The organism is Shinella sp. G-2, assembly GCF_050172695.1.
Lineage (GTDB): Bacteria > Pseudomonadota > Alphaproteobacteria > Rhizobiales > Rhizobiaceae > Shinella.
Window position 1 is genome coordinate 267,509 of the sequence record NZ_JBBEYH010000003.1, and the last position, 25,499, is coordinate 293,007.

At 63.5% G+C, this 25,499-nt stretch carries 27 protein-coding genes and 1 tRNA gene; 16 read left to right on the forward strand and 12 right to left on the reverse strand.

What is annotated here, in order from left to right:
• Positions 1 to 111 precede the first annotated feature (111 nt).
• From V8U06_RS07810 to V8U06_RS07820, 3 genes are all read left to right on the forward strand, one after another.
• Positions 112 to 861, forward strand: coding sequence for a response regulator transcription factor (locus V8U06_RS07810; protein WP_427140174.1), 750 nt, complete (start codon positions 112 to 114; stop codon positions 859 to 861).
• A gap of 277 nt (positions 862 to 1,138) precedes the next feature.
• Entirely contained in the window at positions 1,139 to 2,335 is a 1,197-nt protein-coding gene (gene mnmA, locus V8U06_RS07815; RefSeq protein WP_226917991.1) for a tRNA 2-thiouridine(34) synthase MnmA, read from the forward strand.
• Positions 2,336 to 2,468: 133 nt separating this feature from the next.
• Positions 2,469 to 2,545: transfer RNA gene (locus V8U06_RS07820), tRNA-Met, on the forward strand.
• Positions 2,546 to 2,674: 129 nt separating this feature from the next.
• Here the strand turns inward: V8U06_RS07820 and xth are convergent.
• The 4 genes from xth to V8U06_RS07840 form a co-directional block, all read right to left on the reverse strand.
• A complete protein-coding gene (gene xth, locus V8U06_RS07825) occupies positions 2,675 to 3,463 on the reverse strand; it encodes an exodeoxyribonuclease III (protein ID WP_427140175.1) in 789 nt (262 codons plus the stop codon).
• Positions 3,464 to 3,496: 33 nt separating this feature from the next.
• Positions 3,497 to 3,754 (reverse strand): hypothetical protein, encoded by a 258-nt coding sequence (locus V8U06_RS07830; RefSeq protein WP_427140176.1) that lies wholly within the window; start codon positions 3,752 to 3,754, stop codon positions 3,497 to 3,499.
• 214 nt (positions 3,755 to 3,968) lie between these two features.
• Complete coding sequence (gene arr / locus V8U06_RS07835; protein ID WP_427140177.1) at positions 3,969 to 4,382, reverse strand: NAD(+)--rifampin ADP-ribosyltransferase; 414 nt, start codon at positions 4,380 to 4,382, stop codon at positions 3,969 to 3,971.
• A gap of 364 nt (positions 4,383 to 4,746) precedes the next feature.
• A complete protein-coding gene (locus V8U06_RS07840) occupies positions 4,747 to 4,929 on the reverse strand; it encodes a helix-turn-helix domain-containing protein (protein ID WP_427140178.1) in 183 nt (60 codons plus the stop codon).
• Positions 4,930 to 5,063: 134 nt separating this feature from the next.
• On the opposite strand from V8U06_RS07840, the gene V8U06_RS07845 reads away from it, so the two are divergent.
• On the forward strand, positions 5,064 to 5,267 hold the full coding sequence (locus V8U06_RS07845) for a CsbD family protein (RefSeq protein WP_427140179.1): 204 nt from the start codon (positions 5,064 to 5,066) through the stop codon (positions 5,265 to 5,267).
• Between the two features lie 38 nt (positions 5,268 to 5,305).
• Here the strand turns inward: V8U06_RS07845 and V8U06_RS07850 are convergent, their stop codons facing one another.
• Positions 5,306 to 5,491: a hypothetical protein gene (locus tag V8U06_RS07850; protein WP_226917998.1), complete on the reverse strand. Its 186-nt coding sequence runs from the start codon at positions 5,489 to 5,491 to the stop codon at positions 5,306 to 5,308.
• A gap of 91 nt (positions 5,492 to 5,582) precedes the next feature.
• Entirely contained in the window at positions 5,583 to 6,437 is an 855-nt protein-coding gene (locus V8U06_RS07855) for a tetratricopeptide repeat protein (RefSeq protein ID WP_427140180.1), read from the reverse strand.
• A gap of 345 nt (positions 6,438 to 6,782) precedes the next feature.
• Here V8U06_RS07855 and V8U06_RS07860 point away from each other — a divergent pair, with 345 nt between their 5' ends.
• From V8U06_RS07860 to V8U06_RS07890, 7 genes are all read left to right on the forward strand, one after another.
• Positions 6,783 to 8,330 carry an ABC transporter substrate-binding protein gene (locus V8U06_RS07860; RefSeq protein WP_427140181.1) on the forward strand — a complete coding sequence of 516 codons (1,548 nt, stop codon included), beginning with the start codon at positions 6,783 to 6,785 and terminating at the stop codon, positions 8,328 to 8,330.
• A 61-nt stretch (positions 8,331 to 8,391) separates the two neighbouring features.
• The gene (locus V8U06_RS07865; RefSeq protein WP_427140182.1) at positions 8,392 to 9,330 is read left to right on the forward strand and encodes an ABC transporter permease; all 939 of its coding nucleotides are present in this window, start codon (positions 8,392 to 8,394) and stop codon (positions 9,328 to 9,330) included.
• A gap of 11 nt (positions 9,331 to 9,341) precedes the next feature.
• Complete coding sequence (locus V8U06_RS07870) at positions 9,342 to 10,193, forward strand: ABC transporter permease (protein ID WP_427140183.1); 852 nt, start codon at positions 9,342 to 9,344, stop codon at positions 10,191 to 10,193.
• Complete coding sequence (locus tag V8U06_RS07875) at positions 10,190 to 11,854, forward strand: dipeptide ABC transporter ATP-binding protein (protein ID WP_427140184.1); 1,665 nt, start codon at positions 10,190 to 10,192, stop codon at positions 11,852 to 11,854. The genes V8U06_RS07870 and V8U06_RS07875 overlap by 4 nt, the downstream gene beginning before the upstream one ends.
• Entirely contained in the window at positions 11,844 to 13,295 is a 1,452-nt protein-coding gene (locus V8U06_RS07880) for an amidase (protein WP_427140185.1), read from the forward strand. Before V8U06_RS07875 ends, V8U06_RS07880 begins: the two co-directional genes overlap by 11 nt.
• A 12-nt stretch (positions 13,296 to 13,307) precedes the next feature.
• Entirely contained in the window at positions 13,308 to 14,237 is a 930-nt protein-coding gene (locus V8U06_RS07885; protein ID WP_427140186.1) for a MurR/RpiR family transcriptional regulator, read from the forward strand.
• 30 nt (positions 14,238 to 14,267) lie between these two features.
• Entirely contained in the window at positions 14,268 to 15,458 is a 1,191-nt protein-coding gene (locus V8U06_RS07890) for a serine hydrolase domain-containing protein (protein WP_427140187.1), read from the forward strand.
• 107 nt (positions 15,459 to 15,565) lie between these two features.
• On the opposite strand, the gene V8U06_RS07895 is transcribed toward V8U06_RS07890, so the two are convergent.
• The 3 genes from V8U06_RS07895 to V8U06_RS07905 form a co-directional block, all read right to left on the reverse strand.
• Positions 15,566 to 16,345: a transporter substrate-binding domain-containing protein gene (locus V8U06_RS07895; protein ID WP_226918008.1), complete on the reverse strand. Its 780-nt coding sequence runs from the start codon at positions 16,343 to 16,345 to the stop codon at positions 15,566 to 15,568.
• 108 nt (positions 16,346 to 16,453) lie between these two features.
• Positions 16,454 to 17,113, reverse strand: a complete 660-nt coding sequence (locus V8U06_RS07900; protein WP_427140188.1) for a TetR family transcriptional regulator C-terminal domain-containing protein — start codon at positions 17,111 to 17,113, stop codon at positions 16,454 to 16,456.
• A 108-nt stretch (positions 17,114 to 17,221) separates the two neighbouring features.
• A complete protein-coding gene (locus V8U06_RS07905) occupies positions 17,222 to 18,139 on the reverse strand; it encodes an NADPH-dependent FMN reductase (protein ID WP_427140189.1) in 918 nt (305 codons plus the stop codon).
• On the opposite strand from V8U06_RS07905, the gene V8U06_RS07910 reads away from it, so the two are divergent.
• Both V8U06_RS07910 and V8U06_RS07915 read left to right on the forward strand, forming a co-directional pair.
• Positions 18,117 to 18,704, forward strand: coding sequence for a thermonuclease family protein (locus tag V8U06_RS07910; protein ID WP_427140190.1), 588 nt, complete (start codon positions 18,117 to 18,119; stop codon positions 18,702 to 18,704). The two genes, V8U06_RS07905 and V8U06_RS07910, sit on opposite strands and share 23 nt — an antisense overlap.
• A gap of 214 nt (positions 18,705 to 18,918) precedes the next feature.
• Positions 18,919 to 19,080, forward strand: a complete 162-nt coding sequence (locus V8U06_RS07915) for a hypothetical protein (protein WP_226918013.1) — start codon at positions 18,919 to 18,921, stop codon at positions 19,078 to 19,080.
• Between the two features lie 48 nt (positions 19,081 to 19,128).
• On the opposite strand, the gene V8U06_RS07920 is transcribed toward V8U06_RS07915, so the two are convergent.
• Entirely contained in the window at positions 19,129 to 19,968 is an 840-nt protein-coding gene (locus V8U06_RS07920; protein ID WP_427140191.1) for a fumarylacetoacetate hydrolase family protein, read from the reverse strand.
• A 98-nt stretch (positions 19,969 to 20,066) separates the two neighbouring features.
• Between V8U06_RS07920 and V8U06_RS07925 the strand changes: the two genes are divergently transcribed.
• Positions 20,067 to 20,771: a GntR family transcriptional regulator gene (locus V8U06_RS07925; protein WP_427140192.1), complete on the forward strand. Its 705-nt coding sequence runs from the start codon at positions 20,067 to 20,069 to the stop codon at positions 20,769 to 20,771.
• Positions 20,772 to 20,805: 34 nt separating this feature from the next.
• On the opposite strand, the gene V8U06_RS07930 is transcribed toward V8U06_RS07925, so the two are convergent.
• The gene (locus V8U06_RS07930; protein ID WP_427140193.1) at positions 20,806 to 22,230 is read right to left on the reverse strand and encodes an efflux transporter outer membrane subunit; all 1,425 of its coding nucleotides are present in this window, start codon (positions 22,228 to 22,230) and stop codon (positions 20,806 to 20,808) included.
• A 660-nt stretch (positions 22,231 to 22,890) separates the two neighbouring features.
• Here V8U06_RS07930 and V8U06_RS07935 point away from each other — a divergent pair.
• Together V8U06_RS07935 and V8U06_RS07940 are read left to right on the forward strand one after the other, a co-directional pair.
• Positions 22,891 to 23,109, forward strand: a complete 219-nt coding sequence (locus V8U06_RS07935) for a hypothetical protein (RefSeq protein WP_226918017.1) — start codon at positions 22,891 to 22,893, stop codon at positions 23,107 to 23,109.
• 157 nt (positions 23,110 to 23,266) lie between these two features.
• Positions 23,267 to 24,823: a VOC family protein gene (locus tag V8U06_RS07940; RefSeq protein WP_427140194.1), complete on the forward strand. Its 1,557-nt coding sequence runs from the start codon at positions 23,267 to 23,269 to the stop codon at positions 24,821 to 24,823.
• A 63-nt stretch (positions 24,824 to 24,886) separates the two neighbouring features.
• Here V8U06_RS07940 and V8U06_RS07945 read toward each other — a convergent pair whose 3' ends face one another.
• Positions 24,887 to 25,444, reverse strand: a complete 558-nt coding sequence (locus V8U06_RS07945) for an NADPH-dependent FMN reductase (protein ID WP_427140195.1) — start codon at positions 25,442 to 25,444, stop codon at positions 24,887 to 24,889.
• Positions 25,445 to 25,499 lie beyond the last annotated feature (55 nt).

Below are 25,499 nucleotides of genomic sequence, written 5' to 3' on the forward strand. Positions count from 1 at the left end.
GGATATGGCTGCCGTGGCGTTTTTTGCGCCGCCAGACGGGATGTGCCTGAAATTTTCCGGACCGAGAATGCACACGAGCCCGGCTTTGCCGCCGGCGGTTGGAAACGGAAGATGAAAGATCCAGACAACATGCTCTTGCAGCAGGGTTGGTCGCCCGAATTCCTGTCTTCGGCCAATATCGATACCGTGCAGACAGAATATGAAGTGCTGCACCTCATGCGCCAGTGCGCCACCCATTTCCGCTTCACTCATTTCCTGGTGTCGCGCTTTCCGGCAAACGACCAGCAACGGTTTGCCGAACGCCTCGTCGTCAGCAACTGGCCGGCCGATCTGGTGCGCAAATACGATGCGATGAACCTTTTCCACGTCAGCCGGCTGGCGATCGACACCGGCATGACGAAGCTGCCGGTTCAGGGCGACAGCGCGCTTCTGGCGCCGGCCGATTTTGAAAGCACCCAGGCCGGCGAGGCCATTGCCCTTGCGGAAAGCTATGGGCTTTCCACGTCCACGGCGCTTCTCTTGCATTCGACGACCGCCGATCCCTATCTGATGGTCTTTTCCGGCACGCGCCCGCCACTGGCGCGGCCCGAACTGACGGAGCTGCATTTTTCCGCGCTTCAACTGTTCGAGTGCCTCGAAAAGACTTTCGTGGCCGTCACGGCCGGGCGGGAGAAGCTTTCGAGCCGCGAGGTGGAATGCCTGCGCTGGGCGGCGGCCGGCAAGAGCAGCGACGAGATCGCCATCATTCTCGGCATCTCGGTCTATACGGTGAGCAGCTACTTCAAGAGCGCGACCCGCAAGCTGCAGGCGGTCAACCGCATGCAGGCGATCGCCATCGCGCTGCGCCTGCGCCTCATCTGATTTTGCGCTTGCGTGCGGGCGTCCTTCCCGTGGACCGGAAGGACGTTTCCCGTATGGCGAAAAGACGAGGTTTCCGGCCTTCCCTTGCTCTCGGGGCGGCAAGTTTCTATATGTCGCCCGAAGGACGTTCCGCCGGTGGCGGAGCGTTGCAGTGGCCGGTTTCGGCCAGAGAGCGGTTCCGGCAAAACTGCGCAGCGGTTTTGCATCCGGAACAGCGAAGAACCAATATGTCAAAGGTGTCCTGCGCCAGCATTCGCAGCACCGGAATGGACCTCGCGTGAACAGTCTCGATTTCGATCGCAAGCCGGAAGATACGCGTGTCGTCGTCGCCATGTCGGGCGGCGTCGACAGTTCCGTCGTGGCCGGTATCCTGAAGCGCGAGGGCTATGACGTTCTCGGCATCACGTTGCAGCTTTACGATCATGGCGCCGCCGTGCATCGGGCTGGCTCCTGCTGCGCCGGCCAGGATATCGACGATGCGCGCCGGGTCTGCGAAACGCTCGGCATTCCGCACTATGTGCTCGACTATGAAAAGCGCTTCCGCGAGACGGTCATCAATCCCTTCGCCGAAAGCTATGTCGCGGGCGAGACGCCGATCCCCTGCGTTGCCTGCAACCAGACCGTCAAGTTCGCCGATCTGCTCGCGACGGCCAAGGAACTCGGCGCCGACGCGCTGGCGACCGGCCACTATATCCGCTCGCGTCCGAACCCGACGCCGGATGCGCCGCACCGCCGTGCGCTCTATCGCCCCGTCGATGCCGAGCGCGACCAGAGCTATTTCCTCTTTGCGACCACGCAGGAGCAGATCGATTATCTGCGCTTCCCGCTCGGCCATCTCTCCAAGGCCGAAACACGCGCGCTTGCCGAGGAGATGGGTCTCGTCGTCGCCAAGAAGGCCGACAGCCAGGACATCTGTTTCGTGCCGCAGGGCAAGTATTCCGATATCGTCAACAAGCTGAAGCCGAATGCGGCGCTGGCCGGCGAGATCGTGCATATCGATGGCCGGGTGCTCGGCCGCCACGAAGGCATCCTGCACTATACGATCGGCCAGCGCCGCGGCATCGGCATCGCCACGGGCGAACCGCTCTACGTCGTTTATCTCGATGCCCGCTCGCGCCGCGTCATCGTCGGCCCCAAGGAAGCGCTGGAGACCAGGCGGCTCTACCTGCGCGACATCAACTGGCTGGGGGATGGCGACCTGGAAACCGTCGCTGCCGCCGGTTTCGACTGCTATGCCAAGGTCCGCTCCACCCGTCCGCCGCGCCCCGCGCGCCTCAAGGCCAACGAGAACGGCATCTATGTGGAGCTTTCGGAAGGCGAGCCGGGCGTCGCGCCCGGTCAGGCCTGTGCCCTCTATTCCGGCGAAGGCGAGGATGCCCGTATCTATGGCGGTGGCTTCATCCAGCGGTCGGAACGGGAAGCGGCAGCCGAGGACGCGCTGAAGCGCATTCTTTCCACACCCGTCGCGGCCTGAAAAGCCGCGCCGGCCAAAGCCTTTGCGGACAAAGCGATTTTTCTTGGAACGTCGCTTGACACCCGCGGGAACAGCGCCTTATAAGCCGCGCACCGGACGGAAACGGACATCGTTCTTGATCGTCCCTTCGGGCGGCGGAGTAGCTCAGTAGGTTAGAGCAGAGGAATCATAATCCTTGTGTCGGGGGTTCGAATCCCTCCTCCGCTACCATTTTTTTCCGATAATTCTGAATCCACCAGGCCGATTCGACAGCCGCTGATGTTGATTGTCTTCGGCTGGCCGAAGAGGAAAGCCGTGCGAGACGCGCGGCAAACGCTGATTGATGGCGCCGCCTCCAGATTAGACCGTGCCGGCCGGCGGTTCGATTTCGATCATGACGGGGGCGTGATCGCTGGTGTGTTCCCAGCTTCGCGGCCGGCGGCGCACACTCGCCGATCTCAGCCATGGCGCGGCGGTCGGGCTGAGAAGAACGTGGTCGATGCGCAGGCCCGCATCGCGCTCGAATGAATTCCGCCAGTATTTCCAGAATGTGTAAATACGCTCATCCGGATGAAGATTGCGGATCGCATCCATCCAGCCCTGCGCGAGGAGATCGGCATAGGCCGTGCGAACCTCCGGACGAAAAAGCGCATCGTCTTGCCAACGCTCCGGCGCATAGACGTCAAGATCGGTCGGCATGACATTGTAGTCGCCGACCAGCAGCGCGGGAATTTGGAGATCGATCAGTTCGGCGGCATAGGCATGAAGGCGCTGAAGCCACCGCAGTTTGTCGTTGAATTTCGGGCCGGGCGCGGGGTTGCCGTTCGGCACATAGAGGCAGCCGATCAGAAATCCGTTGATGGCGGCTTCGATGTAACGGCTGTGCGTGTCGTCCGGATCGCCCGGCAGACCGCGACGTGTGAGGACGGGCACCATGTCTTTGGCCAGGATCGCAACGCCATTCCAGCTTTTCTGGCCGTGCCAGACGGCCCCGTAACCGGCATCCTCCAGTTCCCTGCGCGGGAAGCGGTCGTTCGGCGATTTCAGCTCCTGCAGACAGACGATGTCGGGCGAATCCTCTTCAAGCCATCGCAGGAGCACCGCAAGCCGGCCATTCACGCCGTTGACGTTGTAGGTCGCGATCTTCATGCATCTCTCAATCCGCGGATCTTCCGCCGCCTTTCAGAACGGCGCCAGGGAAAATCCGGTGGGCGGGCGGGCCGCGGCCGGATCCTCTGCCGGGTCCGGATCTTCCTGGTAGGCATGCGCTTGGCGTTCGGCAACGCGCTTGATCGCCGCAAAGGCTGCCTCCGGTGGCCAGCCGGCCGTGATCACGCGGTCGACAAGCTCACGCATTGCGGCGTCGATCGCGTGCTCGCATTCCAGGGCGACATCCGGTTCGGCAGTCGGTCGTTGCGGCGGGGCAATTCTGACATTCATGATGTTTCTCCTGCGCTGGCTCCCAAAAAGACGCCCCGCATTTGAGCGAGGCAGGAGCCAAGAATGTTGCGAAGAAATGCCGGAAGCGGCGGATTCGTTCCGCGCATCGAGGGTAAGCAGGAGGCGCATACGAACTTGGTCGCGCGATACGATGCCGTGGTGGCGACGTTCGGTTTGGCGGTCGGGCTATTTTTGCCATCCTGCTCGAACGATCTCAGTCGATGATTTCGGCGCCCCCTGCGCTGAGTTGAGCGAGACGATCCTTCATTTCCTGCAACCGTTCCAGGGAGTGCCCCTGCCATTGTGTGACCTCGGCAATCACGCGCAGGGGATCGCGTGAGCGGTAGGACAGCGTGGGATTGCCCGGGAACTTCTTGTCTGTGAGATTGGGATCGTCCTCGACGGGTCCGGTCGGTTCGACGACATAGATTCGTTCCCTTCCAATACCATCAGCCAGTTCTGCACCCCAAACCGCCGCATCAAGCGTGCCTGTGAAATAGACCCACGAGAGTGTCCTGGCGTCCGTGAAGTTCGATCGGTAGCCGACGACGATCATATCTCCGGGTTCCAGATCTGCCTTGGTTCCATGGAAAAACGATTGAGCAAACATGGTCGCAGTCGCAGACATAATCCCTCCTTTCTTGTGAAGCGCTTCCGTTCATGGCGCGGAGGCTCGCTTTCGGTAAGGCGTAGGTCGCATGGATAGGCAGCGCCTGCCGCTCAGGCTGGGAACGCGTTTTCAACTTCATGAGAGACATAGCGCGGCTCTTGCCGAGCCGGTCGCTGCTTGCCCAGCTGTCATGTGCGGCAGATCGGGCGAGCCAAAGTCTTTCAAGGACTTGCGGCCGTAGACCGGTTGAGCATCAGGCCGCCAGCCAGGTAGTGAGAGAAGTGCGTTCCGTGGGCCGATCCCTGGACATCACGGGGCGGTAGGGCGGTGGAGGCGAGGGGCGTTCTGCTGCATGAATTGCAGGGACGCGCCCTCGTTTCTGTCAGGCGATCTTCACGCCTGCTGCTGTCAACAGCCTGGTCATCTTTACGTCATCGACCAGCGCGCCGCTTTCGAGCTTCGTGATTTCAAGCTCGGTGAGCCCGGAAATCAGGGAGAGCTGTTCGATGGAATAGCCCTTGGATTTGCGCAGTTCAGCAATGGGGTTCGTCACGTTTATAGTCATGATGGTCTCCTATTGTTGCATCGCAATATAGGGGTGTTGCAGCGCATTCCAAGAGTGGGTGGCAACGGTTCTGCAGAAACAAAACCGCATCTTGCGCATTTCTGATGCATCAACATCCTCAAAAGGAGACCAAGATGGACTGGAACCGCGTCGAAGGTAACTGGAAGCAGGTGAAGGGCAAGATCAAGGAGCAGTGGGGCAAGCTCACGGACGACGATCTTGATGTCATCGCCGGCAAGCGCGATCAGCTCGAAGGCAAGATCCAGGAGCGGTATGGCTACGCGAAGGATCAGACGAAGAAGGATATCGACGACTGGTACGGCCGTCAGACCTGGTGAAATCGAGAAAGGCCCGTCCTGTCGACGGGCCTTTCCCTTTAGCGCTGCTTTTCGCCGGCGCTCTTGCCGTCAGAAGACCTTGCGCGTTCCTCGAAACGGTCGGCGCCCTTCGAAAGCGCGGACCCTTTTTCAGCCTCGACTTTACGCTCGTCAGCCCGCGCGGCCTTGTGCAGGCCCCTGGCGCCTTCCTTGCCTTTTTCCGATGGTGCGTTTTCGATTCCCATGGCTGCCTCCCTGGCGTTTCGGTGAGAACGGAGGGATGCGGGCGTTGTTCCGGTCTTTACATGCGATCGGCCGAAATCCTGCCGGATACCGTCAAGGGAAAAGCCCCTTCAACTCCGCCCCTGTTCTCCCGCGGTGGAGCATGTCCAGAGCCTGCTGGCGTTCAGTGTCGTCAAGCTTTGGTAGAATGAATTTCACCAACTCGTCGCCATAGCGATCGCCATTGCTGCTGCTTAGCATGGCCCAATAGGCTGCTTCCGTTTTATTGACCGCCACCCCAGCACCGATATCGAAGGCTTCGGCGACCCTTGCTTGAGCGCGCGCGTTCCGTTGCATTGCCGCCAGAAGAAACCAGCCAAAAGCACGCTCAGGATTCTTTTCGACCCCGGCCCCCTCGTGAAATGCGGTTCCAATGCGCAATTGTGCGATGACATCACCAGCATGGCCCGCCACCAGTATCTCCGGTGTGATGCGATAACTGCGAATGCGCTCGAACAGTTTTTCCCTGTCTTCGGCGGGGCGATGTTTCAGCATTCGCCGCACCTGCTCGTGTTGATCGTCCGTCAGTTTTTGAGAAACGCTGCGGTAGACCGCTCGCGCCAAGATATTCCCAGCGGATTGGCCGTAGTGCGACCAATAGGCGGCTTCCACCAGGTCCATATCGACCACGCCCCCCGTCTCGAAGGCAACCGCCACCATGGTGATGCCGCCAACATCGCCTTGCAGGGCGGCGGACAGCCAGAAACGAACCGCCTTTTCTGGATCCCGCTCGACTCCCAGCCCCTCATGATAGGCGGTCCCCAATATGGATTGCGCGCGAGCATCGCCGGCTTCGGCGGCTCGGGCGCGCTCCGGTGTATACCAGAAATTTTTCTCGTTCCCCGCTTCGAGCAACGCCCTGCGGGTTCGTGTCGGCTTTCGGCGCTTCGTGAAGAAATTCCAGATCATCCCGTATCGCTTCTCAATGATTGACGTGCGCGGCCGTGCCGTTTCTGCCGGCTCTGAAAATGCAACGCCTGATCGCAGGAGTCGATAGGTCCCAAACCGGCATATGTCTTCCTGCCCCTGCCGCGCCTTGTCTCGCCTTGTCCCGTTTACCGAGGCGCGGCAGCGCCGTCTCCTCAATCCAAGAGCCGGCGTGCTTTGTTTGTTCGTCAAAGCCTTGCGTCGTTGTACGCATGCGGTTCACGCTCCGATGTTGAATATATAACATCAGTGTTGACATGTGTGTGTAATCTAACATAGCCTTCATGCTGTGTCTGGCGGCACGTCGGATCTCGGGAGGAGAGAGAAATGAATTTTTGGAACAGGTCCCCTGTGCGCGTCACGGGCTCGATTTTGCGGAACGTAACCATTCTGGCGGCCGGGCTGGCGGTCTTCGAGCCGGCCTTGGCGGCGGATGTCATTCGTGTCGTTTCGCCCTATCAGACGACGACGCTGGATCCGATGCGTTCCGCGGCAGCGGGCAATATCGAAACCTATGGCCAGCTCTATTCGCGCCTGCTGCGGCGCAATTCCGAGACCGGCGCGCTGGAGCCGGGGCTGGCGGAGACGTGGGAAATTTCCGAGGACGGCAAGACCTATACGTTCCATCTGCGCGATGCCCAGTTCTCGGACGGTTCGCCGATCACGGCTGCCGACGTGGCCTTCAGCCTCGATCGCATCCGGAGCGACAAGAAGTCGGCCTATCCCGCGCCGCTGGGCGCTGTGGAGGGCGTGACCGCGTCGGACGCGAAAACCGTGGTTGTCACGCTCAAGTCGGCCTTCGCGCCGTTCCTCGGCAATGCCGAGATCTGGAACATGGGCATCGTTTCCAAGGCCGACGTGGAGAAGCGCGGCGAGGAGGGCGCCTTTTCCACCGTTCCGGTCACATCCGGTCCCTATGAGGTCAAGCAGTGGAAGCCGAACGAGAAACTCGTTCTCGAACCCAATCCGCACTACTGGCGCAAGGGCTATCCGAAATCGGACGCGACGGTCGAACTGATCGAGATCGCCTCACCCGAAACCCGTATCGCCATGTTGAAGGCCGGGGAGATCGACGTGGTGCGCGCGGTGCCGTGGGCGCAGATCGACGAGCTGAAGACGGCTGAGGCGATCGACATGCGGCTCGAGCCCTCGACCACCATCTACATGACCCTCCTCAACCACAAACGCGAGCCCTTCTCCAATCTGAAGGCGCGGCAGGCGGCGGGCATGGCGATCGACAACAAGGCCATGGCCGCGGCCATCACGCGCGGTTATGCCGAACCGGCGAACACCACATTGCCGGGCAGCGTCGATTTCCATGACAAGGATTATCCGGGCATTGCGCACGATCCCGCCAAGGCGAAGGAACTGCTGGCCGAATCCGGCATGGCAGGGCGCGAGGTGAAGATTCTCGCAACCGCCGATGCGCCGTCGCAACAGACGGCGCTGCTGATCCAGGCCCAGTGGCAGGCGATCGGCCTGAAGCCGGTGATCGTCAATGTCGACGGTGGCGCCTGGTGGGATGCTACCGGCAAGGGCGATTACGATGCTGCCGCCAACTGGTGGTACAACGAGACCCCCGACCCTGACCTTGCCGTGCGCTGGGCCGTATGCGGCTCCTGCGGCTCGAACTCCTACAACACCTTCTATGCGAACCCCAAGGTGGACGAGCTCGTGGAGCAAGGCACCAAGGAGGTCGACGAGGCAAAGCGCGCGGACATCTACAAGGAGATCCAGAAGATCACCACCGAAGAGGTCGCGCAGATCCCGCTCTATTATGCGCCGAACGCAGTTGCCTATTCCAAGCGTCTGCAGGGTCTCAAGCTGACGCCCTCGCTGCAATGGACGCTGGAAGAAACCTCCATCGGCCAGTGAGCCGCCTCAAGCGCGCCCCGCGAGAGGGGCGCGCCCTTGACGCTCGAAGCGGAGAACCGGATTGCCCCATCTGCAACTCATTGCGCGGCGCCTGCTGCAATTGATCGGCGTGCTCGCCGGTATCAGCCTCGTGACGTTCCTTCTGGTGCACATGGCCCCGGGCGATCCCGCGCGCCTGCTTGCCGGCGAGAGGGCGAGCGCTGAAACCATCGCGGCGATCCGCTCGCAATACGGGCTCGACCTGCCGCTATGGCGGCAGTTCATCACCTATCTCGCCAATCTTCTTTCGGGCGATATCGGCCTGTCGCTGCGTTTCCAGCGGCCGGTCATCCAGCTCATCGAACAGTTCATGTGGCCGACGCTGTTCCTGACCGGCTATGTACTGTGCCTTGCCGTCCCGCCGACGGTCGCGCTCGCCATTCTCGGCGCGCGGCGCCCGGGCGGCATCGCCGACCAGATCATCCGCCTCGTCGGCATTGCCGGCCTCACCATCCCGGTGTTCTGGCTGGGCATCATGATGTCGCGCTTCTTCGGCGTCAGCCTCGGCTGGTTCCCCGTATCGGGCTATGGCACCGGCTTCACCGGCCATCTCCATCATCTGTTCCTGCCCGCCGTCTCGACGGCCATCTGGCTGGTGCCGGTTCTCACGCAGAGCCTGCGTGCCGCCCTCATCGAAAAGACGACGGCCGATTTCGTCACGGCCGCACGGGCGCAAGGCGCAACGGAACGGCAGATCTTCTGGCAGACCATGCTGCCGAATGCCGTGCTGCCGACACTCAACCTGCTCGGCGTCATGGTGGCCTTCATGATCGGCGGCGCCGTCATCGTCGAGACCGTCTATGCGGTGCCGGGCCTCGGTACGCTGATGGTCAACGCGCTGCTCGGCCGCGACTATTACGTCGTGCAGGGACTGACGCTGGTCTTCGCGGTCTCGACAGTCCTGATCACACTGGTGGTCGACCTTCTCACCGCCTTCATCGATCCGCGCGTCCGGCTCTGAGGAGATCGCACATGGCCGACAGTCCTGCCTTGGCGCAAAGCACGCCATCCCTTCGCAAGATCACGCCCACCATGCTGGTTGCGCTCGCCATCCTCGGCGGATGGCTGGTGCTGGCGCTCGCCGCGCCCGTGGTCGCGCCGTACGATCCCGATGCCATCGACATCATGAACATGCTGTCGCCGCCGAGTGCCATCCATTGGTTCGGCACCGACCAGGTCGGCCGCGACGTCTTCTCCCGCGTCCTTTTCGCAAGCCGCGTCGACCTCCTGCTGTGCGTGGCAGGGGTGCTTCCACCCCTCCTGATTGGCACCACCATCGGGCTGCTCAGCGGCTATTTCGGCGGTGTCGTCGACAATGTGTTCATGCGCATCTACGACCTGACCGTCGCCTTCCCGTTCTTCGTGCTGGTGCTGGCCATCGTCGGCGTGCTCGGGCCGGGGCTTCTCAACTTCATTCTGGCGCTGACGCTCGTCGGCTGGGTCAGCTATGCGCGGCTGGTGCGGGCGCAGGTGCTGACCATCCGGGAAAGCGAATATATCCAGGCGGCCAAATGCCTCGGCTATCCGCCCGTCGCCATCCTCGGCCATCACGTGCTGCCGAACGCCATCGGCCCGGTCATTGCCTATGCGGTCAGCGATGCGGTGCTCGTCATGCTGGCGGGCGCAAGTTTCGGCTTCCTCGGCATGGGCGCGCAGCCGCCGCTGGCCGAATGGGGCGTCATGATTGCCGACGGACAGGCCTTCGTGCAGCAGGCCTGGTGGATCTGCCTGTTCCCCGGTCTCGCCGCGATTTCCCTCGGCCTCGGCTTTGCGTTGCTCGGGGATGGTTTGGGACAGATACAGCGTCGGGGAGTGACGGCATGAGTGAGGTGAAAGCCGGCAAGCCGCCGCTGCTCGAGGTCAAGGATCTTTCCGTCCGCTTCGGTGCCTTCGCGGCGGTGAAGAACGTTTCCTTCACGCTCCAGCCCGGGGAAATTCTCGGCATCGTCGGTGAAAGCGGCTCGGGCAAGTCCGTGACCTGTCGCGCGGTGATGCGGCTTCTGACGGCCGCCGCGAACGCCGAGGGTACGGTGACGCTCGACGGACGGGATCTGCTGGCGCTCGGCGAGGACGAACTGTGCGCCATTCGCGGCCGGGACATCGGCATGATCTTCCAGAACCCGGCGTCGCATCTCGATCCGCTGCGCCGCATCGGCCAGCAGGTCGCGGCCCCGATGATCCGGCACCTCGGCCTCGGCAAGCGCGAGGGCTGGGAGCGCGCGGTCAGGCTGCTGGACGATGTCGGCATTCGCGAGCCGGAAAAACGCGCGCGGTCCTATCCGCACGAATTTTCGGGCGGCATGAAGCAGCGTGCGATGATCGCCGCCGCCATCGGCTGCCAGCCGAAGCTGCTGATCGCCGACGAGCCGACGACCGCACTCGATGTCACCGTACAGGCCCGCATCCTGCAATTGCTCAAGGAACTCAACCGCAAGACCGGGCTGGCGATGATCCTCATCTCGCACGATCTCGGCGTGGTCGCGGATATCTGCTCGCGCGTGGTGGTGATGCGGGGCGGGGAAGTGGTGGAGCAGGGGCCGATCGACGAGGTCATCAACCGGCCGCGCCACCCCTATACGAAGCTGCTGATCGACTCCCAGCCGGGCCGCAAGACCTATGGCACGGATGGCGGTCGGGACGAGGGTGCGCCGCTGCTCAGCGTCGAGAAGCTCTCGGTGACGTTCGCTGCCGGCCAGGGACTGCTCGGCGGTCTTGGGGGCAACACGTCCTTCCGCGCGCTCGACGGTGTCGATCTGACGATCAATGCCGGTGAGACGGTGGGCATCGTCGGTGAAAGCGGCTCCGGCAAGAGCACACTTGCCCGCTCGATCATTCGGTTGAACACGCCGAGCGGCGGGGCGATCCGGCTCGACGGGCAGGATGTCGGCGCGCTCGCCGGCGATGCGCTGACGGCGTTCCGCCGCCGCGTGCAGATGGTGTTCCAGAACCCGTACGATTCCCTCAATCCGCGCCTGACGATCGCGGAGACCATCGCCGAGCCGATCTGGCGGCATGGCCTAGCGGACCGGAAGACCGCGCAGAAGGAGGCCGATGCCTTGCTGGAGATGGTCGAGCTGCCGATCAGCCTGCGCGACCGCAAGCCGCGCCAGCTTTCCGGCGGGCAATGCCAGCGTGTCGGCCTTGCGCGGGCGCTGGCGCTGAAGCCGCAGGTGCTCATCGCGGATGAAATCACCTCGGCGCTCGATGTCACCACCCAGGCGCAGATTCTGGAATTGCTGGTGCGGCTTCAGCGCGAGCGGGCGCTGACGCTGCTCTACATCTCGCACGACCTTTCCGTGGTCAGCAGCCTCTGCCAGCGCGTCTATGTCTTCAAGGCCGGGCGCGTCGTCGAAGAGGGCGTGGCGAAACAGGTTCTGACCACGCCGCAGGATCCCTATACGCAGGCGCTGGTCGGCTCGCTCGCCCGGTTGCCGACGGAGCGGACAGTTTCCCTTTCACAACCGGTATCGACCCATGCGACTTGACGAATACGCCGCCCATGACGGAACCAGCCTCGCGCGTCTTCTGGCGAAGGGGGACATCACACCGCGGGCGCTCGGCCGTTGCCTTGAAGAGGCGGTCGCGGCTGTGAATCCCGCGTTGAATGCCGTCGTCGAACTTTATCCGGACGCGCTGGAGAGCCTGCCGGAGACCGCGACCGCCACGCCCTTCGGCGGCATTCCCACGCTGACCAAGGATTTTCCCATCGAGGCGGGGCGGCCCGCCGAGTTCGGCAGCCGTCTGGCGCAGGGTTTCCGCGCCGGTCACGACGCCGTTTACTGGACGCGCCTGCGGGCTGGCGGTCTGGTCAATGCCGGACGCACGACCAGTTCTGAATTCGGCGTGCCGGCCGCGACGGAATCGCCGCTCTATGGCGCCACACGCAATCCATGGAACCCGGAGCGCGGCGTTGCCGGCTCCAGCGGCGGGGCGGCGGCGGCCGTTGCTGCGGGCATCGTGCCCTTCGCGCAGGGCAGCGACGGCGGCGGATCGATCCGCAACCCGGCCGCATTCTGCGGCCTGATCGGCCTCAAACCTTCCCGCGGGCGGGTTACCGGCGCGCCGAATGCGAATGCCCCGCTTCTCGGGCTGGCGACGGCCTTCATGCTGACCCGCTCCGTCCGCGATACGGCTGCGCTGCTCGACCTGTGCCACGGTCCCGATGCCGGCGACGGCTATGAAATTTCGGCACCGGCAGGCACCTATCTCGATGCGATGCAGCGCACGCCACGGAGTTTGCGGATCGCGCTCTGCACCACGTCCTGGTCCGGCGTCCCGCTGGATCCGGAAGTCGCGGCCGCGACAAGGGCTGCTGCGGAGCGGTTCGCTTCCCTCGGTCATCATGTCGAGGACGCGTCGCCGGACTTCGATTACCCCGCCTTCCTTCATGCGCAGAAGGTCATCTGGGCGGCTGATGCCGCCGCGCACATGCCGGCCATGGCGCGACACAGGGACCGCTCGCTGGAAGATACCCTCGGCGCGAGCGTCTATGCCGTCTATCGCTGGGGGCTCGGGATCAGCGGCGCACAGCTCATCGATGCGCTTGCCGTTTATGACCGGGTGACCCGGCAGGTCGGGCGCTTCCTTGCCGGGTACGATCTCCTGCTGACGCCCACCAGCGCCATGCTGCCGGAGCCGATCGGCACCTTCGATCCCAACCGCGCCGGCATCGACGTGCACGGGGTGTTCGACGATCTCGCGCCGAAGGAGACGTTCACAGCCCTCTTCAATGCGACAGGACACCCGGCGATATCCCTGCCGCTCGGCTGCAGCCGGGACGGCCTGCCCATTGGCATCCAGCTCGTGGCCCGCTTCGGGCGGGAAGACCTGCTGCTTGCGGCCGCGCGGCAAATCGAGGAAGAGGTAGAGAGCGCTCCCGGCATCTGGGGACAGGGGCGTCCGGCCATCCACGCCGGCAATTTCTAGGAGTCTGTCACGGTGGCGAAAGCACGAAGCGGCAAGGATGCCAAGGGATCGAACGGCAGCGAGGAGAAGATCGACATCGAGGCGATCCTGCGCGATCGCATGCCGGGGTTCTCGCCCTCCGAGCAGAGCCTCGCGGCCTATATCCTTGACAATATCCAGATCCTGCCCTTCGAGACCGGCAGCAGCATCGCGCAGGCCGTCGGCGTCAGCGAAATGACCGTCACGCGCTTCGTGCGAGGCCTCGGCTTCGAGAACCTGCGCGACCTGAAGAAACGCTTGCGCGTGGCGGTGACGGAGAAGGACAGCGAGATCGACGACTACATGGCCCGCTTCCAGATGCGCGAGGGCCGGCAGCAGATGCTGCAGGAAAGCCTGCGGCTGGAGCTCGATGCCATCGTGAAGGCCTATGCCCTGACGACGTCCGAAGTGTGGGACGAGGCGGCCAGCCTGCTGGTGAAGGCCCGCACCATCTATGTCGTTGGCTTCCAGGCCTCGAAAGGCCTGGCGCTGGATTTTGCCAGCCGCCTGCTCTGGGCGCGCTCCAACGTCATCTTCATCGACAATGTCTCGGGCACGTTCGGCGAAATCCTCAACGCCGATCCCAGGCAGAGTGCCGTCGTTCTCGTGGATACGGCGTCCTATGCGACGCGCGGCATCAAGCTGGTGGAAAAGCTCAAAGCCATGGACATGCCGCTGGTCATCGTCACCGACAAGTTCAGCCATTGGGCCTTCGCCTATACGCGCTTCGTCTTCGAGGCGCACACCCATGTGAAAACCTTCTGGGATTCGACGGCGAGCCTCAGCGTCGTGCTCAACCTGCTGATCGATGCCGTGGCCACCAAGCTTGGGCCCAAGGCCAAGCGCAACTTCTCCATGATGAGCGACATGGGCAGCCTTTTCGGGGAATTCGTCGGCGGCAGCTACCTGCGCCGCAGCGATTGATCCCCATCCAAACCGTGAAACGAGACCTGCATGACCAGCCTTCCGTCCTTCCGTGATCCAACCGCGCCCGGCAATCCCGTCATTCCCCGGCAGGAGTGGGACCGAGCGCCCTGGAACCGCTGGACCTTCCAGCACGTGCGGGAGATGCTGCCGACGGCGCAGGTCTGGCGCGGGGCGGGGCCGGCAAGCCCGCTGCCGGTCGATCTCAGCGATATCGACGCCATCGCCTTCACGGCGGAGGGACAGGCCTATACCGTCGCCAGTTTCCTCGAAACGAGTTACGCCGATGGCCTGCTGGTGCTCCATCGCGGCAAGGTCGTCGCCGAGCGCTACCTCAACGGCATGACACCGCACAGCCAGCACCTGTCGCAGTCGGTCGCCAAATCGGTGGTCGGCACCGTTGCGGGCATCCTGATCGGCCGCGGCATCGTCGATCCTGCCGCGCCCCTGACATATTATCTGCCCGAGCTGGAAGCGACGGCCTATCGCGGCGCGACCGTCCAGCATGTGCTGGACATGACCAGCGGCGTGGTCTTCGACGAAACCTATACCGCGCTCGATTCCCACATGGCGCAGCTCGATGCGGCCAGCGGCTGGAAGGATCGCTGGAACCCCGACTGGCCCAGCCATGTCTGGGACCTGATCCTGTCGCTGAAGGATCTGGAATGCCCGCACGGCGCGTCCTTCCGCTATCGCTCCATCGAGACGGACGTCCTGTCCTTCGTTCTGCAGCGCGCCGCCGCCACGCCGCTCGCCGCGCTCGTCAGCCGGGAATTGTGGGCGCCGATGGGTGCGGAGGAGGATGCCTGTTTCACGGTTGATGCCGCCGGCTATGCGCTGGGCGATGGCGGGTTCAATGCGACGCTGCGCGACTATGCCCGTTTCGCCCTGCTGCATCTTCGCGGCGGCGAGATCGACGGCCGGCGTATCGTGCCGGCCGAATGGATCGGCGGGACGCGGTTCGGGGCCGACCCGACACTCTTCGGTGGCATCTACCACGACGTTCTTCCCGCCGGGGCCTATCACAACCAGTTCTGGATCGAAGACACGGTGCGCGGCGCCTACATGGCGAGGGGTGTCTTCGGGCAGCTCATCTATATCGACCCGGTGGCGGATTTCGCGGCGGTTGTCCTGTCGAGCTGGCCGGAATTCGTCAGCACGGTGCGGACGCGAACGGCGCTGACGGCGGTCAGGGCAATCCGCGAGGCCTTGTCAGCTTAGTGCATGCCCAGCCGGAGCCGCATCGCTTCGGTGCCGGACAATGCTACACGCACAAGAGGCGAGAGCAATTCCGGTAAACCGTAGCGCACCGGAATTGCTGTCGGATATTATTCGCGCGGCAGACCGTAGATGTCGAAGCTGAAATACGGCTTGGCAATGCGGTCGTACTCCCCGTTCTTGAGGAGCGTGCGGATCGCGGTGCTGACCTTTTCCGTCAGATCCTTGTCTTCCTTGCGGATGGCGATGCCCGCGTTGAGGGCGCCGCCATCCTCGGCGGGGACATCGGCAAGCATGGCAAGGCCGGCCCCGTCCGGGGACTTCAGGAAGGCATCGAGAGCCACATTGTCGGCGAGCACGACATCGACGCGCCCGGCGACGAGGTCGGCATTAGCCTCATCCTGCGTGGCATAGGTGCGGACTTCGGCGACATCCTTGAACTTGCTCTCGACATAGGTCGCATGGGTGGTCGAGACCTGTACGCCGATCACCTTGCCCTTCATTCCCTCGGGCGTCAGTTCCAGCGTCGTGCCTTTCGGCCCCATGAAGGTCGCCCGTGTCGAATAATAGGGAATGGTGAAGTCGACGATCTTGCTGCGCTCGTCCGTGATGGTCATGGAATTGAGGATCATGTCGATCTTCTTGGCCTGCAAGGCCGGAATGATGCCGTCCCAGGCGACCTCCACCAGGACGCAATCCTGCTTGATCTCGGCGCAGATCGCCTTGCCGATGTCGATGTCGAAGCCCTTCCAGGTGCCGTCCGCTTCCTTCCACTCGAAGGGTGGGTAGGCCTCGGGCGCCATGCCGATTTTCAGCGGTTCGGCGCTTGCCACCGCGGTTGCGGCGACGCTCATGCAGAGGGTGAAGGCAAGGGTCAGCAGGCGTTTCATCGGCACACTCCAGTCGGATAGCGCGATGGCAGTACGCCATCGCAGCGCAGGTTGCGCAGGCGATGATACAGGTTCGGACTCGTGGCGCAATAGAAATTGAACGATCGTTCAGTCTTCTGTTTTTGCAGGCGCCGCCGCGACGAGGAGACGAGGCATCGCGCCGGCGCACAGCGCGTCCACCCAGCTTTCGCAAAGCGTGATGGCCTCGTCCCGGGCGAAGGTCGTGGGGTTGAGGCTAAGTTCCAGCCAGAGACCGTCGAGCATGGCCGACAGGCCGATGGCCGCAAGGCGCGCGTCGATGCGGGGGCCCTTCCGGTCGGCGTGGATGTCGCCGAGAAGCGTTTCCAGCAGCGTCCGGTAGACGGCATAGGTGCGGTCATGCGCTTCGTTGATGGCCTGGGAATGGTCGATCATGCCCCAGAAGACCACCCATGTCCGCAACGTCGCGCGGTCCAGTGCCGCCGAGGAAAAGATGCCTTGGAAGCAGGCGCTGAGCCTTGCGCGTGGATCCGGCCCGGCGGCCGCTACCTGCGTCCTGACGGTCTCGAGCAGGCCGAGCGCCAGATGCTCGTAGGCATGACCGACAAGCGCATCCTTGTTTGCATAATGGTGGTTGATGAGACCGATGGATATGCCGGCCTCCGCACTGATCTTGCGGACGGAAAGACCCGCATGGCCCTCCCGGCCGAGGCAGACAAGCGTCGCCTCGATCAGTGCTTGGCGCCGATCCTCCGGCGGTTGTCGCTTGAACTTGCCGAATTCGTCCATCGTCGCCGCATTCTATAAAGGCGCGGGGCGTTGTGCGCTCGCCGCCGGGGGCATGCAATACCCGGAGGGTGTGCCACCAACTCCGGGTACAGAAATCTCGATGCGAAATTATCGCTTGGCGTTTCGCGCGATATGCTGCTCGAACGCCTTGCCGAAACCGGTGAGGAAATCGCGGGTTCCCTCGTTGGTCAGCTGCCCTGCATCGTCGAAAAGATTGCTGGTGCCGCCGATATAGGCTTCCGGCTGTTCCAGAACGGGCATGTTAAGGAAGCACAGCGACTGGCGCAGATGATGGTTGGCGCCGAAGCCGCCGATGGCGCCGATCGACGTCGAGATGATCGCGGCAGGCTTGCCGGCGAGCGCGCCTTGCCCATAGGGGCGGGAGGCGACATCGATTGCGTTCTTCAGCACGCCGGGGACCGAGCGGTTGTATTCGGCCGTTACGAAGAGCACCGCGTCCGCGGCCGCGATACGTTCACGCAATGCCGTCCAGTCGGCCGGCGGCGATGCTTCCAGATCCTGGTTGAAATAGGAAACCGCACCGATATCGAGAAAATCGAATGTCAGGTTCGGGGTCAACGCGGCAAGGGCCTTGGCGACCTTGCGGCTGAACGATTCCTTGCGGAGGCTGCCGACGAGAACTGCGACTTTGGTCATGTGAAACTCCATGCTTCGTGGAGTGGCGATCCTCCATCCTCGGACGGGAAAACTCAATATCGAAGATGTGGCCGTACTTTCCATCTTGCGGATCCAGCGAGCGTTTCCTGTTCGATGGGCGACCGGCGCGAACCTTTCAGCGGGTGACAGGCACGCGTGACGGTTGGCGAGAGCGGCCCACGCCTGGCGCAGCACGCCAAGCAGGGGCGGAGAGGGAATCGAGGCCGGCTGGAACGGAACGAAAACCGGTAACCATATCTTCAAGAGATCGTTGCACTGTCCCGGCAGGAGACCGGCGATGGCAAAGAAGACGACGAAGCGGAAGAAAAGCGCGGGAACGAAGCGGATGACGCGCGCGCGCGGTGGCATGGCGCACTGGTATGTGCTCGGTGCGGCCGTGATCGGCGGAATTCTCTACATGGACAATTGGGCGTCAGGGCCGGAATCGGCGGCGACGGGGATTCGCACCGCTTCCATCGAGCGCAAGACGGCGAAGGTGGAACGGGAGACGGCGCTGGTCCGGCCGAAGCAGCGGCCCGCGGAGGCGGTGGAGAACAAGGTTCCCGTCGACGAGAAGCTGCCGCCCTTTGCAGGGAAATGGTTCATCTGCACGACACAGACGGATTATTGCGTGCTCGACGGCAGCACGATCCTTTATGCCGGGCGCAAGGTGCGGCTCGCCGACATCGATGTGCCGGCGATTGCCGAGGCGCGCTGCGAAGCCGAGCGTTCGCGAGGCGGCGACGCCAAGCTGCGGCTGCGGGAAATCCTGAACGAAGGCGACGTGACGCTTGTCGCGGCGAAGGGCAATGGCGGCAAGGCCGGCGCTGCGCCGCATCTCGTGCTTCGCGGCGGGCAGTCGATCGGCGGCAGGCTGGTGCGCGAAGGGTTTGCCCGGCCCTTTAAGGGGCAGCACCAGTCCTGGTGTGGTTAACAAATCCTTGCCCGAACGCCGGGCTTCCTCGCGCCTGAATCTTCATGAAAACAAGAGGATATGGTGTCTTCACCATCTGGTGAAGACTGGCGGCGCGCCGGCGCGCGGTTTAAGCCTTGCGTCGCCTGTTCCTTTCCGGCACAAGCCAGACGCAAGCCTGCGTCCCTAAGCTTTCCGTTAACCGGGATGGTGCCGGCTGGAAAGGGACAATGACATGTCGAACGACCTCGAGCGCTATAGCGACCCTGACAATGCAACGGTCGCGCTCTTCCTTCTCGAAAACGACGTGGACGAACTGACGGACATTCTGGTGGCCGCGCTGGATGAGGCTTTCCGCATCCTGGACGACGAAGCATCCCCCGCGACCGTTCACTGATCGCCGATACGAAAGAGGGGCCTTCGAGGCCCCTCTCGCTTTTCGGGGTCAGCCGGCGGCGACGTTCTGGCGCTGCACGCCGAGACCGGCAATGGCGACCTCCATGCGGTCGCCGGGCTTCAGGTAGCGCGGCGGTTTCATGCCCATGCCGACGCCGGGCGGCGTGCCCGTCGTGATGACGTCACCGGGTTCGAGCGCCATGAACTGCGAGATGTAATGTACGAGGAAGGGCACCTTGAAGACCATGGTGCTCGATGAACCGTTCTGCACCCGTTCGCCGTTGACGCTGAGCGTCATGGCGAGATCGCCGGTATCCACCGCATCCGCCGTCACCAGCCAGGGGCCGATCGGGCCGAAGGTCGGGCAGCCCTTGCCCTTGGTCCACTGGCCACCGCGCTCCAATTGATAGGCGCGCTCGGAAATGTCGTTGCAGATGCAATAACCCGCCACGTAGTCCAGCGCCTCGGCCTCGGAAACGTAGGAGGCGCGCTTGCCGATGACGATTGCCAGTTCCACTTCCCAGTCCGTCTTCTCCGAGCCGCGCGGGATGAGGATCGTGTCGTCAGGGCCGACGACGCAGGAGGGAGCCTTGTTGAACAGCACCGGCTCGCTCGGCACCGCCATGCCGCTTTCGGCGGCGTGGTCTGCATAGTTGAGGCCGACGGCGATGAAGTTGCCGACCCGGCCGACGCAGGCCCCGAGACGGCTGCCGTCCGGCGCCAGCGGCAGGCTTGCGGGGTCGAGCGCACGCAGGCGGGCAAGGCTTTCCGGGCCGAGCGCGTCGCCGGCAATGTCGGGTACGATGCCCGAGAGATCGCGGATATGGCCGTCCGCGTCGATCAGGCCGGGCTTTTCCGCGCCCGCCGCGCCAAAGCGCACCAGTTTCATGTTGTCCTCCCGTGAATGCGGATTTCTGTTGCGCCCACATTCCATCCGGTTTTACATCGAGTCAACGATTTTCGAAAATCTTCCAGAGTTTACCAAATATGCGTGAGGCAGCCGATCAGAAGCGGGCAGGGGGAAAGACGCTGGCGGAGGATGCCTATGCGGCGATCCGGCAGGCGATCCGCTCGGGCGTTTATGCGCCGGGCGCGCGGCTGCGCTTCAGCGATCTGCAGGCGCTGTGCGGCATGAGCGTGACGCCGGTGCGCGAGGCGCTGGCCCGACTGACGGCGGAGGGCTTCACCGTGCTGGACGGCCATCGCGGCTGCAGCGTCGCGGGGCTCTCGCTGGCGGAACTGCGCGATGTCACGGCGGCGCGGCAGCTTTGCGAGGGCGAGGCCTTGCGGCTTTCCGTGGCGAAGGGGGATGCGGACTGGGAGGCGCGTGTTCTTGCCTGTCACCACCTGATGGTGCGCATTCCCCAACTGCGCGAGGACATGCCCTCGGCGATGCGGGAGGACTGGGAGGCGCGGCATGCGGCGTTCCATGCCGCGCTGATCTCCGCCTGCGGCTCGCCGACGCTGCTGGAGATCTGCGAGAAGCTGTTTTCGCGTGCGGACCGCTACCGGCGCCTGTCGATCAGCCTGTCCGGCGCGACGCGGGATGTGGAAGGCGAGCACAGGGACCTGATGGAGCGGGCGCTGGCGCGTGACGAGGATGGCGCGGTAGACGCCCTGCGCGCCCACTACGGCAGAACGGCCGCCGCGCTGGAAGCCTTCTTCCAAAACGAAAACGGCGGCCCGGCATAACCGGACCGCCGCTTCAATTTCGTCGAGGCCAGGCTTACTTGCTGGCGATCGTTGCCGCTGCGCCGACTTCCGCGCCGCCACCGATGGCCACATTGAGCGCGACATAGTCGCGGGCAAGCTGGCGGATTGCCGAGGCGAGCGACAGGCGGGCCGACGCGACGTTGCGCTCGGCATCGAGCACGTCGAGGATGGTGCTGGCGCCGCCGCGATAGCTTTCGCGGGCAAGGTTCAGCGTCTGTTCGTAGGACTGCACGACCTTGCGGAGGGCGGCGACCGTCTGGCCGTCGCGGATCAGCGCGGTCTGGGCGTTCTCGACTTCCTCGACCGCGTTCAGCACGGTGGACTTCCAGGAGAGATACTGCTGCTCGGCTTCCGAGCGGGCGATCTTGACCTGAGCCTTCAGCGCACCGCCGTTGAAGATCGGCAGGGTCAGCGTCGGGCCGAACGACCAGTTCGACAGGCTGCCGGTCACGGCGTTGAAGTTGCGCGCCACGCCGATGGAGCCGCCAAGCTCGATGCTCGGATAGAGCTGTGCCTCGGCAACGCCGATCCGGGCCGTCGCGGCCTGCAGGCGGCGTTCGGCGGCGCGGATATCAGGACGGTTGCGGATGAGATCGGCCGGGATGCCCGTCTTCGTCGAGTAACGCGGCATCGGCTGGGCCGAGCCCTTGATCAGGCTGGACGTGATGGTGCTGGCCGGTACGCCGAGCAGCGTGGCGATGTGGTTCGCCGCTTGATGGAAGCCGGTTTCCAGCGCCGGCAGGTCGGCCAGCGTCTGGTTGACGAGGCCTTCGGTCTGCAGCACGTCGAGGCTGGACGCGGCGCCGGCCTGCTTGATCTCGTTGGTGAGCTTCAGCGTCTCGCGGCGCGAGACGAGGTTCTTGCGGCTGAGCGCCAGCGCTTCCTGATAGTAGCGGGCGTTCACGTAGCTCGAGACGAGGTCCGAGAGATAGGCGAGGCGCGCGACGTCGACGTCGTCATAGGCCGCGTCGAGCGAAGCGTTGGCCGCTTCCTTCGAACGCTTGTACTGGCCGAAGAAGTCGAGCAGCCAGGACGCGCTCGCGCCGGCCGTGATCGACTTGGATTCCGAATGGTCGTTTCCGGTGGAGCGGCGCAGATAGCTGCCGTCCTGGCCGCCGACATTGCCGTCGGCGGATGCGCCGATGCTCGGCAGCGAACCCGCGCCGGCGACGACGACATTGGCTTCGGCCGCCGTGATGCGCTCCAGAGCCTGAAGAACCGTGAGGTTTTCACCCAGGCCCTGATGGACGAGATCGTTGAGGCGCCTGTCGCGGAAGGACTCCCACCACGGATTGAGCGCTACGTTATCGGCGCTGGCTGCCTTGCTTTCCGAGAATTTGGCCGGCAGCGCGGTCTCGGGCTTCTGGTAGTCGGGGCCAACGACACAGCCCGACAGGAGGAGCATGCTCAGGGGAAAAAGCGTCCGTACGAAATTCATGATCATACCCTGCCGACCGTGGTGGCTTTTCTTAACAGAACAAAATTGCGATTCACTCTTTATTCATGTTTAGGCCGAAGATCGAGCCTTCCCCGAAAAAAAGAATGGTCCCACAGCGTTTTTCCCCCGCTTCACGTGGCGTGTGTGTCCGTCGGGCAACTGACTTTTTCCACCAGATGCCCGATCTTCTCTTCTGGCGGGTAAATCGATTGTTGCTGTCGCGCCGCCAGGTTGCGCCACGGCATTTCCCCGGAATGTCCGTGTTCGCGACATATTTTCCTGAAAAATGCTGCATGCGCGAAAACTATTTTGCGATTCGAATTGTCACACAAATTCGGCAGCAATTTTTTCCAAAATTCTGCGGATTCCATTGACAAGAAAGGGAGAGCCGCTTATGTGTTGGAGCATCGCATGAAGACCGCATGCGTTTTGTTTCGGTCTACACCTGACGCATCCTTTTTTCAGCGTCAGCGCCAACCAGAGGGAGTGTGTCATGTACGATAACAACTGCATCGCCTCCGTGCGTGTGGCGTACTCCTGTCGTGAAACGATTACAGGGAAAGCGCATACGGCACTCCGCCGAATGTGATCTGCATCCCCCTCATCGAATTTAGCGCAAGATATGAATTGGCTGTGCCTCCGGGTGCGGCAGGAGTTGTTATGCAAAAGCAGGTTATCGAAATCGGTGGTGAGGCCGTCGGCGTCGTCGTTCCGGATGAGGATCGGCTGAAGTTCGTGGCCGTCAAATATTCCGTCTGGGATCTGGATTCCCAGCGTTTCTCCTCGGCAGACGAGGTACGCCTGGCGATCCGCCGTCTCCTCAACGATCCGTCCGCTGCGCAGCGGGCGATGTCCCCGGCCAATATCGCGGCCGCCTGAACCAGAATTTCCAACGTGCCGGCACTGTTTCGTGCTGGTTGACGACCGGCTCCGTCCCTGGCGGAGCCGGTCTTGTTTTGTGAACAATCCATTCACCGGGCGCTGGCTGGCGCGGGCGTTCAATTCCTGATTGGGTGGCTGTGAAAGGAGGTGCCCAATGACCAGTGGCATCCATCACATCACGGCGCTCACCCGGAAGATCCAGGCGAATGTCGATTTCTATGCGGGCTTTCTGGGCCTGCGGCTCGTCAAGCGCACGGCCGGCTACGAGGACGCCGAGCAGCTTCATCTCTTCTACGGCGATGCGGCCGCCACGCCCGGCTCGCTGATCACCTTCCTTGCCTGGGAGGACGGCTCTCCCGGCCGGGTCGGCCACGGCCAGCCGTCGGAGATCGCTCTTGCCGTGCGACCGGAAGCGATCGGCTTCTGGCTGACGCGCGCGTTGACCTGCAACATCGCTGCCACCGGGCCGGCGCAGGAATTCGGCGAACCCGTCCTGCGGCTGAAGGACCCCGACGGCATCATCGTCAAGCTCGTCGGCGAAGCCGATGTCGACGGCCCGGCGCCCCATGTCACCAGGGACATCGCGGCCGCCGATGCGATCCAGCGCATTCGCGGCGCGACGGTCCTGTCGGAAAAGCCGGCGGAGACGGCGGCTTTCGTCGGCCGGCATTTCGGCTTTCGCAAGGTGGCCGAAGCGAACGGCATCGTCCGGCTTGCCGGCGATGCCGGCGACGTGCTCGACATCCGGGATGCCAGCGGGTTCTGGACCTCGGCGCCGGGCACCGGCACGATCGACCATATCGCGTTGCGTGCGCCGGACCGCACCGCCGTGGAAGCGGCGGCGCGCCGTCTTGCGGAAGAGGATGCGGGCGACATGAACATGCACGACCGCAGCTACTTCTATTCGCTCTACGTGCGCGAACCCGGCGGTGCGCTGCTCGAATATGCGACGGATGGCCCCGGCATGACGGTCGACGAGCCGCTGGAAACGCTCGGCACGCGCCTGTTCGTCCCGAAACATTTCCGCGCCGACCCGGATGACGTCCGGGCGCGGCTTCCGCAATTTTCCCTGCCAGGAGAAGAAAGAATGCCCGAACGTGACCTGCCTTTCGTCCATCGCGTCCACCGCCCGGAAAATCCCGATGGCACCGCCGTCGTTCTGCTGCATGGCACCGGCGGCAACGAAACGAGCCTCCTGCCGTTCGGCGCGCGGCTTGCACCTGATGCCGTTCTTCTCAGCCCGCGCGGGCGCAGCGTGGATGAAGGCCATCCGCGGTTCTTCCGCCGGCTGAGCATGACGACCTTCGATCAGAAGGACATCGTGAACGAGGCGGAGGCCTTCGCGGCCTTCATGGAAGGGGCGAATGCGGCCTATGGGCTCGACCCGGAAAAGACGCTGTTCGTCGGCTACTCCAACGGCGCGAACATGATCGGCGCGATCATGCTGCTGCATCCCGGCATCATCCGCAATGCGGTGCTGCTGCGCGGCATGAATGTGCTGGAGAGCGTTCCGGCGACGGACCTGCCGGGCGCGAACGTCATGATGCTGAGCGGCCAGTCGGATCCCTATGGCCGCTTTGCCGGCGATCTCGAACGCCACCTGAAGGCACGCGGCGCGGCCGTCGAGCACAAGCTGCTTCCGGCCGGGCACGAGATCGGCGGCGCGGACCTCGAACTCGCCAAGGCCTACAAGGAGCGCATCCTCGGCTGAGGGCAATGGAAGAAGAAAGGGCGCGTCGTAGGACGCGCCCTTTTTGTTTGAGCGGCCTTTCGTTCAGCGCGTGTAGTCGCGGACGAAGGCCGCGAAGCCGGCAACAAAATCGCGCAGCTTCTGTTCCGTTGCCGCGTCTGCGATCCTGCCGTCCTGGATGACGGTGCCGGCGCGCGATACCATCAGCTTTGCGCCGAACCACGGCACCGTGCCGAGCGTGCGCATGATGGGAAGCCAGGCTTCCTGGGAAAGCAGGGTGCCGAAATTGCCTGGCGAGGCGCCGGTAATGGCGAAGGGCTTGCCGCCGAAGACGCGGGCGATATCGGAGGAGGGGCGGCTCATCCAGTCGATGGCGTTCTTGAAGACGCCGGGAATGCCGTTGTTATATTCCGGCGTGAAGAGGATGACGCCGTCCGCATCGGCGACAAGGTCCTTGAGGCGCGTCACGGTTTCGGGAATTCCCTCGGCCGCCTCCACGTCGCCATCGTATAGCGGAATGCCGTGGATCGAGCCTTCCGCGATCTCGACCCCTTCCGGCGCCATGGCGAGCGCCGCGCGCAGGAGCGCGGTGTTGAAGGAGGCCTTGCGCAGGCTGCCCGAGATAACCACCAGTTTCGTCATGTCGTCTCTCCGTTTTCAGACATAGAAAACCCCGGCGGACGGTTTGTCACGCCGG

Coding starts and splice junctions, on each gene's coding strand:
- V8U06_RS07905 (WP_427140189.1), bottom strand. CDS start 18,139: ATGCCACCGCGCGCGCGCGTCATCCGCTTCGTTCCCGCGCTTTTCTTC.
- V8U06_RS07810 (WP_427140174.1), top strand. CDS start 112: ATGAAAGATCCAGACAACATGCTCTTGCAGCAGGGTTGGTCGCCCGAA.
- V8U06_RS07895 (WP_226918008.1), bottom strand. CDS start 16,345: ATGAAACGCCTGCTGACCCTTGCCTTCACCCTCTGCATGAGCGTCGCC.
- V8U06_RS07920 (WP_427140191.1), bottom strand. CDS start 19,968: ATGAAACTGGTGCGCTTTGGCGCGGCGGGCGCGGAAAAGCCCGGCCTG.
- V8U06_RS07870 (WP_427140183.1), top strand. CDS start 9,342: ATGGCCGACAGTCCTGCCTTGGCGCAAAGCACGCCATCCCTTCGCAAG.
- V8U06_RS07945 (WP_427140195.1), bottom strand. CDS start 25,444: ATGACGAAACTGGTGGTTATCTCGGGCAGCCTGCGCAAGGCCTCCTTC.
- V8U06_RS07925 (WP_427140192.1), top strand. CDS start 20,067: ATGCGTGAGGCAGCCGATCAGAAGCGGGCAGGGGGAAAGACGCTGGCG.
- V8U06_RS07875 (WP_427140184.1), top strand. CDS start 10,190: ATGAGTGAGGTGAAAGCCGGCAAGCCGCCGCTGCTCGAGGTCAAGGAT.
- xth (WP_427140175.1), bottom strand. CDS start 3,463: ATGAAGATCGCGACCTACAACGTCAACGGCGTGAATGGCCGGCTTGCG.
- V8U06_RS07900 (WP_427140188.1), bottom strand. CDS start 17,113: ATGGACGAATTCGGCAAGTTCAAGCGACAACCGCCGGAGGATCGGCGC.
- V8U06_RS07850 (WP_226917998.1), bottom strand. CDS start 5,491: ATGGGAATCGAAAACGCACCATCGGAAAAAGGCAAGGAAGGCGCCAGG.
- V8U06_RS07910 (WP_427140190.1), top strand. CDS start 18,117: ATGACGCGCGCGCGCGGTGGCATGGCGCACTGGTATGTGCTCGGTGCG.
- arr (WP_427140177.1), bottom strand. CDS start 4,382: ATGTCTGCGACTGCGACCATGTTTGCTCAATCGTTTTTCCATGGAACC.
- V8U06_RS07845 (WP_427140179.1), top strand. CDS start 5,064: ATGGACTGGAACCGCGTCGAAGGTAACTGGAAGCAGGTGAAGGGCAAG.
- V8U06_RS07935 (WP_226918017.1), top strand. CDS start 22,891: ATGCAAAAGCAGGTTATCGAAATCGGTGGTGAGGCCGTCGGCGTCGTC.
- V8U06_RS07855 (WP_427140180.1), bottom strand. CDS start 6,437: ATGATCTGGAATTTCTTCACGAAGCGCCGAAAGCCGACACGAACCCGC.
- V8U06_RS07890 (WP_427140187.1), top strand. CDS start 14,268: ATGACCAGCCTTCCGTCCTTCCGTGATCCAACCGCGCCCGGCAATCCC.
- V8U06_RS07940 (WP_427140194.1), top strand. CDS start 23,267: ATGACCAGTGGCATCCATCACATCACGGCGCTCACCCGGAAGATCCAG.
- V8U06_RS07830 (WP_427140176.1), bottom strand. CDS start 3,754: ATGAATGTCAGAATTGCCCCGCCGCAACGACCGACTGCCGAACCGGAT.
- V8U06_RS07880 (WP_427140185.1), top strand. CDS start 11,844: ATGCGACTTGACGAATACGCCGCCCATGACGGAACCAGCCTCGCGCGT.
- V8U06_RS07930 (WP_427140193.1), bottom strand. CDS start 22,230: ATGAATTTCGTACGGACGCTTTTTCCCCTGAGCATGCTCCTCCTGTCG.
- V8U06_RS07860 (WP_427140181.1), top strand. CDS start 6,783: ATGAATTTTTGGAACAGGTCCCCTGTGCGCGTCACGGGCTCGATTTTG.
- V8U06_RS07915 (WP_226918013.1), top strand. CDS start 18,919: ATGTCGAACGACCTCGAGCGCTATAGCGACCCTGACAATGCAACGGTC.
- V8U06_RS07840 (WP_427140178.1), bottom strand. CDS start 4,929: ATGACTATAAACGTGACGAACCCCATTGCTGAACTGCGCAAATCCAAG.